Below are 14,757 nucleotides of genomic sequence, written 5' to 3'. Positions count from 1 at the left end.
GTCGGGACTGCGGCTGGGCCAAGCTGGTTTGCTTCATGAGGGCCGATCGTATGGCATCAACCAGTCAGCGCAAGTTTTCGGCGATTCCTGCCAACCTTCATTAGAGCGAATTCATAGTCCAAGGGCTTACCCTTTACATCAAGTGTTGCAAAGAGTAATACGCTGGCGCACCACAGCCCGCTTTGATTTCATAAAGCTGGCGATGCCCACATATGGCTCGGGAGGGGATAAATGCCTCAGTCCTTTGTTTGTCGCATAGCCGCCGCTTTAGCCCTGCTCCTGTTGCTGACTGGCTGCAGCGTTAACCCCATCGTCCAGTGGCGGCCCGTGGCAGACCCTCCTGCCGGCATGGACGCAGCGCTGGCGGATGCCCAGCAGCTCCGGACGCAGTTCGAAGCTAAGGCGGAGCAGCAGATGGGCAGAAAGCTCCTGACCAATGACTTGCTGTTCGGGCTAGGGGTGGCCTCGTTCGCTGCGGCGATCTCGACGGCGCACAAGGATGTCTTGAAAACGACCGCCGGGCTGGGCGGCGCGACATACCTGTATTCGACTACGGCGTTGCAACAGCCCATCTTCGATGCGTACCAAGTGGGCATTGGCCGCGTCAATTGCGCGGCCACCATTGGCCGCGCTCTGCGGGTGGACCCGCGCGCGGTGGGCGATCAGACCAGACAAACGGAAGCGCTGCGGCAGGAACTGCCTGTGTTGGCGGGTGCTATCAGCGATGCGGAGTTGCAACTGCTGGGCGCCGACGGCATCCCTGCCGACTACAAGGCAGCAGCCAAGTCAAGGATTGCCAGCGCCCGAGAGACGCTGGAGCGAGCCCGCGCTGCCAGCAAGGATGCGGATGCCTTAGGTGAGCGCGAAGCCGGCATGGCTGGCAAGCTGATGGGCACGCTGCATGCCATTCACCAAGCGGTGAACGAGATGGCGGCCAAGGGCGTGCCCGAGCCCAAGGCTGTGATGGAGTCATTGAAATCGCTGGCCGGCTTGGCTGGCGATTTCGGCAAGGCGGTGGGTGCCGATGCAGCGCCTGCTGCATCGGCGGATAGCACCGGAGGGCCCTCTTCCCAATCTTCCGGAGGAAAAAACGTCAGTTCTTCCGGTGTCGCCCGCCCCAACGCTGGCGTAGCCCTGCCGAATCTGACAGCGATTGGCCAGGCTCTGGTCCAAATGGCCAGCGCTGAGGCGCGGGTGGGCGTATTGGCTGATGCGCTGGCGCAGCGAGCCGTGCGCCACACCTCTGACGTGGACGTGAGCGACATGGACAAATGCGTGCCGGACGTCGCCAAAATGAGCACGTTCAAGCTTTCCACATCCGTGCTGAATTTCACCGCGAACAAGGATGATGACCAAAGCCAGAGCTTCTTCGTGTCGGGCGGCGCCACGAACTACACGGCCCGGATCACCAGCCAGCCGACGTACGGCATCTCGCTGGTGTCGCCCTTGGCGGGTGGCAACCTGTTCGACGTCAAGGTGCCGAAAACCACCAAGGGGCCGCACGATCTGACCATCTTGGTGGAAGACTCGTCATCGCCCCGCAACCAGGCCACGCTGGTCATCAAGGTGCGCGAGGCTGGCAAGACGACGGCTGATGCCCAGGCAGCGGCCGGCGGCCCGTCTGCCAGCATGGTCCAGGCCTTAAAAGCCGCGAAAGATAGCGGCGCGTCCATGACTTTCGGTACATCCAGGCTGACCATCAGCACTTGGTATCTCGACCCAAATGGCTTGCGCGTGGAGCTGGCGTGCCAGGCTGGCGCCAAGCCAGTGCCGATCGCCAACAAGGAGGTGCGGTCGAAGCTGCTTGACTTGTTGAGGGATGGCTTTCAATTGGCACCCGATGCGGCCGATGTCATGCGCAAGGCACCCGCCAAATTCTCTGTGGCGACCGTCCCCGCCACATGTATCCAGTGACGATTCGCAATGCTCCCAGCCCGGACCCAACCGGGATAGACGATGTGGTGCTGGTCGAGGCACGGGCACGTTGGGTCAGTCTGTCCCCGGCGCGGCAGATGTCGGTGGCGCGTTGCTTAGCGTTATGCCGGCAGGCAGACTTTACGCGCTCGGTGCGGCAGGTAGTGACGGTGACGGCAGGCCTGCGCCGCCGCAATGATGAGGAAGGCGTCGAGTATTTGCACAACGAGCCGTGCGTGGTGTTCATAGTGCGCCGCAAGATGACGGAAGGGCAGTTGGCGCGAAGCCCCTCGCAGCGGTTGCCTCGGGAGTTGCTGGCACCCGCCTGGATCGATGGTCGCGAACAGGTGGTGTCGGTGCCGACCGATGTACAGACACAGTCGCGGCTGGAGGGCGCTGGGGCGCAGGCCCTGACAAGTGTGAGCGTGGACTGCACTGATGGCTGGTGGGCGCGGGGGGTGTTGGCCTGGGCGGTCTCGGTGGGCGGCCAGCGATATGCGCTGGCGCCTATGCATGTGCTGACTCCATGCCTCAGCCCGGATGGCATGGGCGGCCATGTCGGTGCCAGGGTAGGCTTGGGTCAGCCATTGGCCGCCAGCACCGGATTCGGCGGCAGAGTGGTTCCGCTCGAAGAGGGGATGAGCTTTGATGTTCAATTGGCCAAGTTGCTGCGGCCCGCGGCTTTCTCCGCGTTGTTCGGCGGGCTGCGCCTGTCGGCCGAGCGGCCATGGGCGCGGTCCGAGGAGGAGTTCGATCAATTGCTCGGGGATGGCCTGTCGCTGGAGATCTTCGCGCCCGCCGACAATCCTGACCGCACCGATGGCGGTGTGCCGCCATTTCCGGCGGAGCGCTCGATAGTGGAGCGCGAGTGGGAACTGACCTATCAGTTCGCTGATGGATCGAAGCGCAAGATCAAGCATCGAGTTCTTGAATTGCAAGTGCGCTTTGGCAAGTGCACGTTCAGCGGCGACAGTGGCTGCCCCGTTCTGCTGCGTGATGCGGACGACCAGTTCACGTTGGTGGGGATGCATATCGCGGGGGACGTGGACCGAGGCCAGTCGTATGTCGTGCCGATCTGGCGGCTGTTAGACCCCCGGAGTTATGCGGACGTGGGCGGCAGCCTGCCAGATGGAACGTTGGATCTGGTGACCAGCCCGTAGCCTATGGCAACGCTGAATAAGAGTGGCTAACACCACTTGGTCAGAGGCTCCCCCTGCAGAGTAGTTATGCCTCCATGCCCTCATGTCACGACGACCCGTAAGCAACGAACTGTGGCGACAGCTGCAACCCCTGATGCTGGTGTCTGGGAGCAGTTGCATCGGGCCATGCTGACTCGCTTGCGTGAGCATGACCAGATCGATAGGAGCCGGGCCAGCATTGATGGCTCCTCGATACTAAGCCCCTGGGGTCCAGCAAACAGGGCCGAACCCGTGAGATAGTCCCCTGATTCCCCAGCCCCGTCCTATCGCTTATCTTTGAAGATAGGAGCAGGACTGTGCATATGACTAGGCATACGGAGTCAGTAGAAGTAGTCGTGAGGGACCAGCGCCGCAGGCGCTGGTCTCTCGCAGAGAAGGCGGCGCTGGTGCGCCGAACCTACGAACCAGGCATGAGCGTGTCATTGGTCGCTCGGCAGGAAGGCGTTTCGGCTGTACTGCTGTTTCAGTGGCGCAAGCTCGAACGCCAGGGTGTTTGACCGCCGCCTCCGCTCGCGAGGCAGTCGTGCCGGCATCTGAGCTGGCGGCTGCCCGCACGGAAATCGCCAAGCTGCAGCGCGTGCTCGGCAAGAAAACCTTGGAGAACGAAATCCTCAAGGAGGCCGTGGAGTACGCCGCAGAAAAAAAGTGGATTGCGCGCTCGCCCTTGTTGCCCGGGGGCGACCAGTGATAACGGTCTGCCAGACGATGGGGCTGGCGCGCTCGCATGCGCGCGACCTGCTTGGACGCAATCAAGGCTGGACCGATGGCCGCAGCCATCGCACGCCCTGCGACGATGCCGGGCTGCTCGCCTAACTGCGCCAGGAAATTGCCGACTCGCCCAGCTATGGCTACAGACATGCCTGTGCCTTAGTGACCTGCTTGACGCGCAGACGGTACTGGCGCAACTGCCAGCGGCCTTCGAGCACTTCAACGAGGTGCATCCGCATTCTTCGCTGAAAATGTGGTCGCCTCGGGATTTAAGGCAGAAACATGCCCGAGGGGCTGACCAGGTGCCTTATTGCGAATAGGCCGAGGCCAGGAATATGAGGCAACATCAGCTTCGTCCGTGCCGGGTGGAGGTGGGCGGGTGATGGCAGGGATCGACTCTTGGCCGTTGTTCGAGCCAGGCCGAGCAATCTCTGTAAGCGGTTGCGGCCGTTCATATTCGCTGTCCGGACTAGCGCTGTCTGAGACTAAGTTCGGAAGCCATGCGCTTGCTCGTACCGTCTTTGCAGACATAGAGCGCAAAATGTACCGGCCGTCACCGCGTGCCTGAATGGGCCGCTCAGAAATGTTGCGATCACTATGCCTTCTGGGTGGTCTTAGTCCTAATGGTCTTTTTTGCGGGGCTTTTCTTGGTGACCGCCCGGAAATCGTCCGGCGTCGTCGCATCAATGCCGATGACGCGGAGGTAGCGCGTCCGGTCCTTTGTCTCAAGCTCCTGTGCCTTTGCCGAAAGGATCGCCAAGACCTCCTGAAAATTGAGCTTCTTCTTTGTTTTTGGGTCTATCCACTGGCGACTCTTGGTTTGCAAGACCACGACCAGAAAACCCGTCGTCGCCTTATTGTGACGCATGTATTGGCCTACCAGTTGATCCTCAAGGGCGGCGACGTAGTCCGTGAGGTTCCATCGAGCAGACATCTTCAGTTCGATGGATGCGCGCCAATCGTCTTTACTGCACAGGATGTCCCTGCGTTTAGCCTCGGCCGTCTGGGATTCGACGGTCACGGAATACCGCGTGCGAGCATGATGGTTTAGCTCGCTGGCTAAGAGCCTTTGGAAGAGCGCTTCCAATGCTAAGCCCGCTTTCTCGCCTTCAGTGCCCTTCTTGCTGACCCGCATGAAGTCGACCTGGCTAAAGAAGCTGCGCAGGCTGTGCTCGCCGCGTTCGACGTCGTACTTGACGGCGCGGAGGTCTGCATGCACTGCCATAGCGAGCGAGGTCGTGCCGGTAACTTCCCCACGGAAGTCCTCCTCGAACTTGGCGTACTTCACTTGCGGCAAAGGCTCACGGGTGAACTGCCGCTCACGAAGTTCAAATTGCATCTTCTTGATGTATTCGACCGTGAAGTTGCTAGCAGGCATGGCTTGCTTGATTCGCTCCAACGCGCTGTAGGCAGCCTGAGACGTCGCGGCAGCAATTCCGCTGATGATTCCCCCGCGGAATCGCTCTGCGTTGTCCCGATCGCCAGGAGTATAGGAAATGCCCTCCGGCCTTTCCACATCATCCTTCGGGTCGACTGCCCACCTCGTCCATAGGTACAGGTCCTCCAGCGCCAAGATGCCGTGGTCGCTCTCCGTGGCAATTCGCCCAGCGATGTTCTCGTGGTCACGACCGAATGCAGCCGCGAGGTCAAAGATGAAAGTCTTGACGGCCAGCGGGTCCGATGGCCCCCAAGCGTTGATTGCATTGCGCCACCGCAACGGACTATGAATGAACCAGCGGGTAGCCCAGGTAAACGCATGTTCCCGCTGCGCGCGCAGGGCCTCGTCGACTGGGTCAGCCAGCGGCGAGCAGTAGGCTGCCTTCATCTTCTGAAGCGCCAGACGCTCGAAATCATTTTGCGGAACCTTGCCTGGCACCGAGAGGGCGGCCTTCAGCAACCGATTCAATACGTAGTCGTGGGATGGATTCACGTTTACAAGATACGTCCATGCAAGGCCTGCGAGCGCTTCTTGGACCGGTACAGGCGCGTTGGAAACGGATGCCAGTAAGTCTTCGGCATGCTCCCTGGACGTCGCACCTTTCGCTGCTTCGCCCGCGATTGAAACCAACTCAGAAACCGAGACGGTCGGATATTTCTCGACGAGGGGCCAAAACCACTTCGGATAGCCATTGATTTCGAGGAGTCCGTAACGAAGGGCCCGGCGCACCTCCGGATCCGTGAGTGCGGGAAGCGTAGTCCCATCCGCAAGCTCAAGGTGGAGACCCTGCAGGCCAGCGGCGGAGATGTGGAAAGTCGAGTTCGGTTCGCTCTCCTTGAAGGTCGGGGTCTTGTCGCGCCAAAGTCGACTCATGCCCTGTCGGGTCGCAGCAGCAATCTTCGTTCCGGCGGCCTGCTCGAACGCCTTGAAGTCGACCTCGCCATATCGTGAGGTGCGATTTGTTTGTAATAGCCACCTCGCGATCCACTCGAGCGCCAGGGTATCCGTTCCTTTCGCCAGTGCGCTCAAACGCTCGGTGAGTTGCCGCTTGGCCTTGGCTCCGACGGTGCGTTCCTCGCTCTTCGGCTTGGCCGGCTTAGGCAGTGGCTGTTGTGCAATGGCTTGCGCGCATTGAGCCTGCCAATCTGCGTATACGCGAGTGAGCTGCACGTCGTTCACTTGAACCACGTCCTCGGGTGTGTAGGAGGAAGGCCGGCGAAAGCCAACAACCGCGTGAAGCAGGTCGTCGTCATTGAGCCGTCTCTGAACGGTGGCTCGCAGCAATGCGAGGCGCACGGTTGCATTCGCCTCTACCGCCGACCTCAGCTCCTCGATTGCGCTGCTCTGCTCGTAGCTGTCGTAGATCACCCGATTCACGATGAGGCACAAGCGAGCGACCTTAGCCGCTTGTGAGCCATCCGTCCGTACCACTAAGGCTTCAAGAACCTTGGCAATCAGGTCCAAGTACTGCTGATCCTCGCGATTTTGCTTGTGCTTCACCTCCCTCTTCGCCATGCGCACAGCAAGCCCTCGTGCCAGTTCATATAGCTGACCATCTGTAGCGTCGGTCAGTAAGCTTCCCTTCTCGATGGAATAGGAAATCTGGAATCCACGGGGTCCTGCCAAGAACTGGTTGTCAACCATCACGGCGACGTCACGGGGTGAAAAATATCTCCATCCCAATTCTCGTATTAGGCGGCTGACGACGCCTTCTCGCACATCAGTGCTCGCCATCGCTGCGTCGGCGAGCGCCGCAAGATCGGCATGCCAACCCAATGCAAGGAAGTAGCCAACGTCGCTGCTGTCTGAAAGGACGCGGGCAAATTTTGACCCGTGACGCTTAAGAAGCTTTGCCCGCAGCGGCTCAATCTTGCATGCGGTGGCAATATCGAGAAGGGCTTGCCGCGCCCAATAGTTGTCCTGATACTGGTCGTACAGGCTCGAAATCGTCCCAGCCAATCGGTCTGGCCCTGCCTGCCAGAAGTTTTCAGACGTCAGCCTGAACATGTTGCGGCCGATGTGATCGCCCTGTTCCACCAAGCGCTTGATGCTTTCCGTCAAAGCGTCCTGTGCCGCCTTGAGCGGAACGGCCGGGTTGCGGAGGTCGCCGAAGAACGCCAACGCCTGGGGGTCTTTCTCCACGATGACCTCTCGGCAATGCGCATTCAGCGTGGCAAGCCATCCCAGCATCGGTAAGAAGGCGCGCTGAACTCCTCGTTCGCCGCTGGTCGCAGTCCAAGTGAAATTCTCGAGGAGTCGCTCGGCCTGATCAGGCGAAGCCACCAGGCCGGCGAGACGCTTGGCCGCAAGGAAGGGCAAGAGTTCGTCGGGATAGACCTTGACCTGATGGTAGCCAGCGTCAATGAAGAGTTGGGAGTTCAGCAGCGCCTTGATGCCCGCTTCGTGAAGCAGCGGAGACGCAATCAGTCGAGCTGACAAGGCCGATTCAGGAATGGCCAGGGTCGCCTCAGGCATCTCGATATTCAACAGCTGACATACCACCGAAGCAGAGGCTAGGCGCTGGGCGGCAGCGGTGAGGAACGTTGGCTCGGGGTTGCCTGCGTCTACGAGTCGATGGTCAGCGCCATGCAGTGTGCCGATAGCGTTCACAACGCGCTCGAACACATCGGTCAAGGATGCCGGCGGATTGGCCACCATGTCGATACGAGCAAGGATGTCCAGTCCGCCCGGGCTGCGGATGAAGCCTGGCAGGCCCCGCTCACTGGCAATCTCGATTAGCTGCTTTGCATTGAGCGCCGGGTATCGCCCCGCAAGGTAGACGGCAGCCTGATCGTATTCCAGATGGGCCATGGAAAACAGTCGCAGCGGTGTCCTTTTCTCGGCGTCTACTGCCACGCTGACCACACCGTCGCTATTGCCAAGTCCACTCACTCCACCGGAGCCACCGATGAGCTTTGGAGCTGGCTTGGAGAGCAGGCTGGAGAGCTTTTCGAACACTCTTGAGGTGAGTACCGCTGGCCGAGTCGAAATAACCCACCTGACATGCTCGTTCGGCCATTTCATCTCGTCGGCAACGTCTCCAACAAGATGGCTAATGCTCTCGTCCTTACCAGCGGCGGCGGCCTCATCTAAAGAGTCCACGAACACCGTGATGCGACCTACAGGCGCAGCTTTCCAAGCGCGGTACGTATCGCGGTCATCGCCTTCCAGTGCCTTTTCTAGACTTCCACGATCTGCGAGCTGGCGCAGTGCGATGAATACCGCTGTCTCGCCGTTCGCTCGCAATTGCGCTGCCTGATGGCGCATCTCGGTGGTCTTGCCGAAGTTGGCCGCCGCAACGATGACGCTGCTGCGGTTTTCAAGCACCTTGGTCCATCCCACCAATTTGCCATCTAGTTGCGGAGCGATGAGTTCGTCCTGGTCGTAGCTTTTACGCTCAACAAAGCGTCGATTCAGATCGTAGTAGGCCAATTTTCCCTCTGCAGTTTGTATGTGTTTTTATGCGGGAGCAGTTTAGTCATAAGCGAACTCCCAGAATTGAACCGGCGGCCCATGCCCATCGAAGGCTCTATTTGGCTGAGCCGCGGTCAAATGTGCCGCCGTCCAGCAGTTGGCTGGTGATCCATTGCTGTCGTTCGTGCCGGTTGATCGACGTCGGCCCGCATCCACTAGAGGCGTTCATTCGTTGCTCGCTTCTGCTTCAATCAAACGGCGCTTAGTCTCATCGCGAGCCTCCCCGAGCTGTTTGAACTCGCCCGTGAGGAGGGTGTCAATCGAACACCACACCCGCGCGCTACGTCTGATGGAGTCCGCTGTGCCGCCGGCACCAAGCTTGGTTGGCGGCCGCATGGCAGGGCCAAGCCTGTAGACGAAGTGGTCCATGTTGGTCGTGGCCCAGGTGGGATCTACCGTAGACACGTCGAAGACGATGTCGTGGCTTTCGATCCGGTGGATCGACTGCACTTGGCCCCAGTATCGGAACGCGATGTAGTTCGGTGGCTGCGTGGGCCAGGTATTGCCCACGGGATGGAAATAGCTGCGGTCTTTCTCGACCACGTCGATCCAGGTGCGCTTGCCGTCTTCGCGCATGAGGTTCGAGCTCAGCGACACGACGTAGACCATGTTGTCTCGCGTTCTTTCCATGGCAGCATAGCCCTCCAAATGGATGATCAATTCGCGCAGCCAGAGCTTTTCTTCAAAGCCGTCCGCTTGCTCCCGCGCGGCCTTAGCCATGCCCCGGATCGTGCCCCACGACACATGCATGACCGGAACGCCAGCGATGTCGGATGGCAGACGTCGATTGGCGATGCGCTCAGAGATGGCCGACACGGAGACGAGCACGCGTCGCAATGCCGGTTCAGCGTCCAGGCGGGGGCGGTAGCGCCTTAGCTGGTCTATGCCCGGCAGCGAAAAGCCCTGCTTAGCCTCCAAGATCGCGTGCAACTCATCGCCACAGCGCAACTCCATGTCGGTGAAGCCGCGATCCTTACTGTGGGCCTGTAGCTCGATGCGCATATCTGCAGCGTCAATGGTCTTGGCCGCGAACTTCTCGGCCAGGATGGAGATCAAGGCCGGGCTCCTCTCGAGTGCCCAACCGAGCGCGTAAGTGGCGCTGTTCTCGTTTTTGCCTAAGAGTTCGAACACGTTCTTGGGGAACGAGGCGCGAATCGCCAGCGTCATTGAAAGTCTCCGTCGAAGCATTGCGGGTTGTGCGATATAGCGGCAGCTCAGGATTGGCCGCAGCTCGATCCATATGAGATAGTTCATAAGCGTTCAGGGCCGCCACACGGGCCATCGAGTTTTTTGCCTGGGCTACGCTGCTGTCAAAAATCTCCTCATATCGTACGGCGGGTTATGGCCGTTGCGGCCACTCAGACACTGCGCATGAAAGGCGCAGTTCAACCTGAAGCAGCCCAGCTAAGCAGGTATCACAACCGGCTCCGCTTGGCCGATCTCCGTCAGGTAACGGACTACTCAAACTTAATCGGCACCGATTGTTAGCTCAACTGAAGTGCGCAGCTAAGGAGTCTTACTGATCGGCTGCTTTCAGTCGCAATCATCAGGTCGCCCCGGCGTCACACAGCGGCCGTTCAGGCGACCCATCGGCTTAAGGGCGACTACTTTCACTACCCGCCCTTGAATTCCTCTGTTCGATGGTGCGCCATGTATTTTTCGTGGTCGGGTTTCAGCGCAATCTTCATATCGGACGTGATCCCAAGTTTTGTGGCCTCAATGAAAAGAGGAGAGAGGCGAATCGAGCCGTCCATCTCGAATGTGATGAAGCCCTTGTCGAAAGCCTTGTCCAGATTTGGCGAGAGCAGCAGTCCGTTCCACTGGTCCAGTCGCTCACTATTCGTTGACTTCTTCCATGGCTTGATGTGAGACGCAACAAGAAGGCTGGTGTCGTTGAACCCCGTGACAGCACAGCTGGTCCAGTGCAGCAGCACCTTGTCTCGGAACGCTCCCTGCCCGATCCTAGATTTGATCAGCGCCGTCTTCTCAGTCGCTGTTGTGTTCGGATCGCTGATGATCTGTTCGAGATCGGCTTGCATGTCGTCGCTACCGTTGCTCGCAAGGTATGCGGCGAACTGCGACAAGGTCGCACTGTACATGTGGTGCCCGCGTGCGTTTCGCTCTTTGAAAACGGGCAGTTTCTGGATGCTTGGAGAAAGAGCAGCTAGGGCCGAAGAACTGGTCAAGGCGATCAGAGGACCGGAGGTCAGGCCGCTATCCATCGCCCATTTGGACAGGGCACCACGGAGCGCTCTGTCGTAGCTCTTCGCCGAGGACTCCGAAAGCCCTCTGTAAATCATCCAATCGTAGAAGTTCATGCTCTAAAAATTGTGCGGGGTCTGGCTATTCTCGCGCAGCGCTGGGTCGACTAGCTACGACCGTTGACCGGCGCGACGCGCTAGGCTCAGGTTCTGACCGATAACCCCGTTCGCGCAGCTTGTGAGCCTATTCAAAGGTGTCGAGATAGGAGCAGTAAACAACCTGCTCAAGAACTGTTGAGCGATGCCTTCTCAACCCATTCCCTTCTCTGTCCCAGCCACCAAACCAAGCACCGATTTCTTCGCCCTGACTCGCCCATCACGAGTGAGCTGCCGCACGCCAGGATCACCTCTGCAAGGTCATCGTCCTCGCAGTAAAGGTAAGAAGAAAGCGCGCCGAGAACTTGCGGAATCCGATTAGACGCCTCCACGGTCGGCCGTGTAGTCCGTTCCATATTTGCTCCTCCGAATGGCCGCAGTCTTTGCATCCAGGCTGGAGACAACCATCACCGCTTGCCTTCCGTTCTACGAATTCCGTAGAGACGCTCTTCGCCGATTCAACGAGCATCGCAGGATGCCTCATCATCCCGATCCTTCATCGGCTGCTTCTGCCATGCCTCGGCTCGACGACCTCGCCATCGACGCCGTCCTGCACATGGGCGCCGCGCTGGATGTGCTGGACCTGCACGCACGCCACAACATCACGGCCATCAATTGCGTCTGCCGGGACCTGCTGCGCATCTACTACGTTAAGGCTGATCAGGCGCAGTCGCTGGAGCCGCAGGACAGGGAATTGCTGGGCCTGCTGCACGACACGGCGGTGAACCTGGGCTATGCCATAGAGGTGGTGGACCATCTGAATGGCGACGAGGCTGACGACCCCATCCTCTATGCCGTGAGCTATCTGCTCAAGGCGGCCAAGCGGCTTGCGGATGAGGGCTTGTCTGCTGGGGTGTCGTGATGGGTGAGGGCGCGAACATATTGCCTGCGCTTCACATGCAGGGAATCTGCGTGCGTTGGGAGGCTGCAGTTTGCCGGAGCCATGAATTCGTGCACTGTGGCGCCGGAGTTTTGAACAGAGCCATGCTCGTCGCTGCAGACTCGTACTGATTGGCTCATTTTTTTGGCGACGGTGGAGGCCTGGCGTTGGCAACCGTTCCCTATGCGGCTACGCCTTATGTCGGCGCAGAACGGCCAAGCTGCGATGCCGAATCCGTTGGGAAATGTGCTTGTTCTCAGATACCAGGGCCAGCGCTTGAAGCACATCAGCGTTCACCGGTGCACCTTGCTCCAGCCATTCGATGGCCAGGCCCGGCCAGTAGTCGGAGGCTTCGTAGCCCAGGCCGGCCAGGACGATTTCAACGGGCGATGCACTGCCTGAATAGGCTTGCAGCGGGTGCTCCAGATGCAAAAGCAGGATGCGCGTGTCCATTGGGTTGAATTTCAAAGTTTTGCTGCGGGGTTGCATTCACTGAATCCAGTTGCCACGCCTGGCATGAGTGCGTGTCCATCCGTCATCAATCTTGCCGCCGTTGATCTCGCAGGAAGCTGGCGTCTGCGTCGTGCCCTGCACTCTGGCTCCCGTGTGGTTTGTCATGGAAACGGGGGCGGCAATCACGAGGGTCACCACCCGGCGATCCTTGGTGGCACTCAGGTACGTTGCGCCCGGGGGCAGGCCGGCATTTTTCTGGTACCAGTCAAGACACATGCGCGCTTCTTCCTCCAGCATGGAGGAGGGCGATACAGCCTGTGGTGCGGGGGCTGACGCGGGCTTGGTGGCGGGCTCGGTCGGCATTGTGTCCCGCAAAGGCCCGGGGGATGCAGGGGGCGGGTCCAGTTGCATGGGCTTGGCGGTGGTGCCTTGCGGGCAAGGGGCATCCTGGTACCAGGTTTTTCCATCGCTAAGGCATTTCATGACGGCTTGGGCATCGGGGGCCAGGCCGGCTGCTGCCACCATCCACAGCAGGCTTTTCAGCAGGGCGGTCTTGTTTCGGGTTGGCTTCAGGGCAGTGCGGGTTGCAGGATTGCCGCCGCCAATGGATGCATGGGCCATTGAGTTTCCAATGAAGTGAACTGGCTGCTGCGAGCCTTTGCCCTCGGTATTGCCGATGCGCTGCGGGGCTGGAAATGACGGGTTTCCTGACTCTTTTTCGGCCCCGTGCAGCGGTTATACGTCAGCCACTTCAACCCACCAATTCACCTGCCGAGCCAGACTTCCTTGAGCAGGCCTTGTCGGTGACGTTTGCCCTGGGCCGCTTGCATTTGAAATAAGTGGTTGCTAAAGTGTCGCCATGCCCGAGAACGACATCTTCAAGGCCTTGGCCGACCCTACGCGCCGCTCCATCTTCGAGAAGCTGGCCGCTGGCAGCATGCATGCCAGCGCGCTGCGCGAGGGGATGGATATCAGCCAGTCGGCCATGTCCCAGCATCTGGCCGTGCTGCGCAACGCGGGGCTGGTGAGCGAGCAGCGCCAGGGGCGCTTCATGCATTACGAGGTCGATCCCGAAGGGCTGGCGCTGATTGCGGGCTGGCTGGCGAAGTACCGCGCCTACTGGCCGCAGCGCGTGGATGCACTCAAGGGCCTGCTCAAGGATATGGACCAATGAACAAGATGAGCAATATGGACACCGACGATGCGGCCCGCGAGCTGGTGCAGGAGTACGCGCTGGACGCACCGCCCGAGAAGGTCTGGCGCGCGCTGAGCATTCCCGAGCTGCGCGCGCAGTGGCTGCCGGGCACCGAGCATGCCGAGCCTTTGCAGCAGGTGCCGCAGCAGGCACTGCGCCTGCGGCTGCGAGAGGCGGAGCCGCCCTTTCTTGAAAGCACGGTGGACCTGCAGATCAGCCCCGGCGCCGATGGCGGCACGCTGCTGCGCATCGTCCATGTGCTGACCGATGCGCGGGTGCAGCCCGCCAGGGAAGCGGCCAACGACGGCGGCTTCCTGATGTACGCAACCTGATGTACGCAACCTGATACACGCGGCCTGAGGGCCCCGGCAACGGGGCATGCGGCGCAGGGCCGCAGCCCTTTCTTTTTCACCACCACACACAGGAGTTCGCCCATGCGCGAATCGATGATGCTCGTCCCCATGGTTGTCGAACAGTCGGCGCGCGGAGAGCGGTCCTTCGACATCTACTCGCGCCTGCTGCGCGACCGCGTGATCTTTCTCAACGGCGAGGTGAACGATGCGGTCTCTGCCCTGGTCTGCGCGCAACTGCTGTTCCTGGAGGCGGAGAACCCGGACAAGCCCATTCACCTCTACATCAACTCGCCGGGCGGGGTGATCACCAGCGGCCTGGCCATGTACGACACCATGCAGTTCATCAAGTCCCCCGTGCACACGCTGTGCATGGGCACGGCGCGCTCCATGGGCTCCTTCCTGCTCATGGCCGGAGAGCCCGGCCACCGCATGGCCCTGCCCAACGCCAGCCTGCACGTGCACCAGCCGCTGGGCGGCGTGCAGGGCCAGGCCTCCGACATCCGCATCCATGCCGAGGAAATGCTGCGCACCAAGGACCGCGTGACGCGCCTGTACGCACAGCACTGCGGCCGCAGCTACGAAGAGGTGGAACGCGACCTGGACCGCGACCGCTTCATGACCGCAGAAGAAGCCCGCGAATGGGGCCTGATAGACAAGGTTCTGGACCGGCGCACAGTAACCCCCTGAGCCACAGCGCCAGCGAGCGGCTGCCTTTCTCCCCAATCCCGTATGTCCGCGCCTGCGGCGTGGCGGTTGCGGGGTTGCAAGCCTGCCGAAGGACAGGCT

General features: G+C 60.3%; 11 protein-coding genes and 2 pseudogenes. 8 read left to right on the top strand and 5 right to left on the bottom strand.

Annotated elements, in window-relative coordinates:
• Positions 1-348: 348 nt before the first annotated feature.
• The 4 genes and pseudogenes from IAE24_RS26180 to IAE24_RS26165 all read left to right on the top strand — a co-directional run.
• Positions 349-1,914, top strand: a complete 1,566-nt coding sequence (locus IAE24_RS26180; RefSeq protein WP_199962353.1) for a hypothetical protein — start codon at positions 349-351, stop codon at positions 1,912-1,914.
• Entirely contained in the window at positions 1,902-3,074 is a 1,173-nt protein-coding gene (locus IAE24_RS26175; RefSeq protein ID WP_199962354.1) for a hypothetical protein, read from the top strand. Before IAE24_RS26180 ends, IAE24_RS26175 begins: the two co-directional genes overlap by 13 nt.
• 138 nt (positions 3,075-3,212) lie before the next feature.
• A pseudogene (locus tag IAE24_RS26170) lies at positions 3,213-3,345 on the top strand (IS5/IS1182 family transposase); the annotation flags it as partial.
• A gap of 70 nt (positions 3,346-3,415) precedes the next feature.
• A pseudogene (locus IAE24_RS26165) lies at positions 3,416-4,028 on the top strand (transposase); the annotation flags it as partial.
• Positions 4,029-4,416: 388 nt separating this feature from the next.
• Here the strand turns inward: IAE24_RS26165 and IAE24_RS26160 are convergent.
• The 3 genes from IAE24_RS26160 to IAE24_RS26150 all read right to left on the bottom strand — a co-directional run bounded on the left by IAE24_RS26160 (position 4,417) and on the right by IAE24_RS26150 (position 11,051).
• Entirely contained in the window at positions 4,417-8,691 is a 4,275-nt protein-coding gene (locus IAE24_RS26160; protein WP_199962355.1) for a hypothetical protein, read from the bottom strand.
• A 207-nt stretch (positions 8,692-8,898) separates the two neighbouring features.
• The gene (locus IAE24_RS26155) at positions 8,899-9,900 is read right to left on the bottom strand and encodes a hypothetical protein (protein WP_199962356.1); all 1,002 of its coding nucleotides are present in this window, start codon (positions 9,898-9,900) and stop codon (positions 8,899-8,901) included.
• Between the two features lie 446 nt (positions 9,901-10,346).
• The gene (locus IAE24_RS26150) at positions 10,347-11,051 is read right to left on the bottom strand and encodes an HNH endonuclease (RefSeq protein ID WP_199962357.1); all 705 of its coding nucleotides are present in this window, start codon (positions 11,049-11,051) and stop codon (positions 10,347-10,349) included.
• Between the two features lie 553 nt (positions 11,052-11,604).
• Between IAE24_RS26150 and IAE24_RS26145 the strand changes: the two genes are divergently transcribed.
• The gene (locus IAE24_RS26145; protein WP_199962358.1) at positions 11,605-11,952 is read left to right on the top strand and encodes a hypothetical protein; all 348 of its coding nucleotides are present in this window, start codon (positions 11,605-11,607) and stop codon (positions 11,950-11,952) included.
• Between the two features lie 207 nt (positions 11,953-12,159).
• On the opposite strand, the gene IAE24_RS26140 is transcribed toward IAE24_RS26145, so the two are convergent.
• Both IAE24_RS26140 and IAE24_RS26135 read right to left on the bottom strand, forming a co-directional pair.
• Positions 12,160-12,459 (bottom strand): hypothetical protein, encoded by a 300-nt coding sequence (locus IAE24_RS26140; protein WP_065347537.1) that lies wholly within the window; start codon positions 12,457-12,459, stop codon positions 12,160-12,162.
• Positions 12,460-13,044 (bottom strand): hypothetical protein, encoded by a 585-nt coding sequence (locus IAE24_RS26135; protein WP_199962359.1) that lies wholly within the window; start codon positions 13,042-13,044, stop codon positions 12,460-12,462.
• Between the two features lie 238 nt (positions 13,045-13,282).
• Between IAE24_RS26135 and IAE24_RS26130 the strand changes: the two genes are divergently transcribed.
• The 3 genes from IAE24_RS26130 to IAE24_RS26120 all read left to right on the top strand — a co-directional run bounded on the left by IAE24_RS26130 (position 13,283) and on the right by IAE24_RS26120 (position 14,658).
• Positions 13,283-13,597 carry an ArsR/SmtB family transcription factor gene (locus IAE24_RS26130; RefSeq protein WP_016450333.1) on the top strand — a complete coding sequence of 105 codons (315 nt, stop codon included), beginning with the start codon at positions 13,283-13,285 and terminating at the stop codon, positions 13,595-13,597.
• Entirely contained in the window at positions 13,594-13,950 is a 357-nt protein-coding gene (locus IAE24_RS26125; RefSeq protein ID WP_199962360.1) for an SRPBCC family protein, read from the top strand. The genes IAE24_RS26130 and IAE24_RS26125 overlap by 4 nt, the downstream gene beginning before the upstream one ends.
• A gap of 102 nt (positions 13,951-14,052) precedes the next feature.
• Entirely contained in the window at positions 14,053-14,658 is a 606-nt protein-coding gene (locus IAE24_RS26120; RefSeq protein WP_013803771.1) for an ATP-dependent Clp protease proteolytic subunit, read from the top strand.
• The last annotated feature ends 99 nt before the right edge of the window (positions 14,659-14,757 follow it).

This window comes from Delftia sp. S65, assembly GCF_016516495.1.
Lineage (GTDB): Bacteria > Pseudomonadota > Gammaproteobacteria > Burkholderiales > Burkholderiaceae_C > Comamonas > Comamonas acidovorans.
Note: the sequence above shows the minus strand (reverse complement) of the source record. Positions and strands in the feature narration are given on the sequence as shown.

Excerpts from the sequence above, each read along its gene's own strand:
- IAE24_RS26130 (WP_016450333.1), top strand. The coding sequence starts at position 13,283 with ATGCCCGAGAACGACATCTTCAAGGCCTTGGCCGACCCTACGCGCCGC.
- IAE24_RS26120 (WP_013803771.1), top strand. The coding sequence starts at position 14,053 with ATGCGCGAATCGATGATGCTCGTCCCCATGGTTGTCGAACAGTCGGCG.
- IAE24_RS26175 (WP_199962354.1), top strand. The coding sequence starts at position 1,902 with ATGTATCCAGTGACGATTCGCAATGCTCCCAGCCCGGACCCAACCGGG.
- IAE24_RS26155 (WP_199962356.1), bottom strand. The coding sequence starts at position 9,900 with ATGACGCTGGCGATTCGCGCCTCGTTCCCCAAGAACGTGTTCGAACTC.
- IAE24_RS26135 (WP_199962359.1), bottom strand. The coding sequence starts at position 13,044 with ATGGCCCATGCATCCATTGGCGGCGGCAATCCTGCAACCCGCACTGCC.
- IAE24_RS26180 (WP_199962353.1), top strand. The coding sequence starts at position 349 with ATGGACGCAGCGCTGGCGGATGCCCAGCAGCTCCGGACGCAGTTCGAA.
- IAE24_RS26150 (WP_199962357.1), bottom strand. The coding sequence starts at position 11,051 with ATGAACTTCTACGATTGGATGATTTACAGAGGGCTTTCGGAGTCCTCG.
- IAE24_RS26125 (WP_199962360.1), top strand. The coding sequence starts at position 13,594 with ATGAACAAGATGAGCAATATGGACACCGACGATGCGGCCCGCGAGCTG.
- IAE24_RS26145 (WP_199962358.1), top strand. The coding sequence starts at position 11,605 with ATGCCTCGGCTCGACGACCTCGCCATCGACGCCGTCCTGCACATGGGC.
- IAE24_RS26140 (WP_065347537.1), bottom strand. The coding sequence starts at position 12,459 with ATGCAACCCCGCAGCAAAACTTTGAAATTCAACCCAATGGACACGCGC.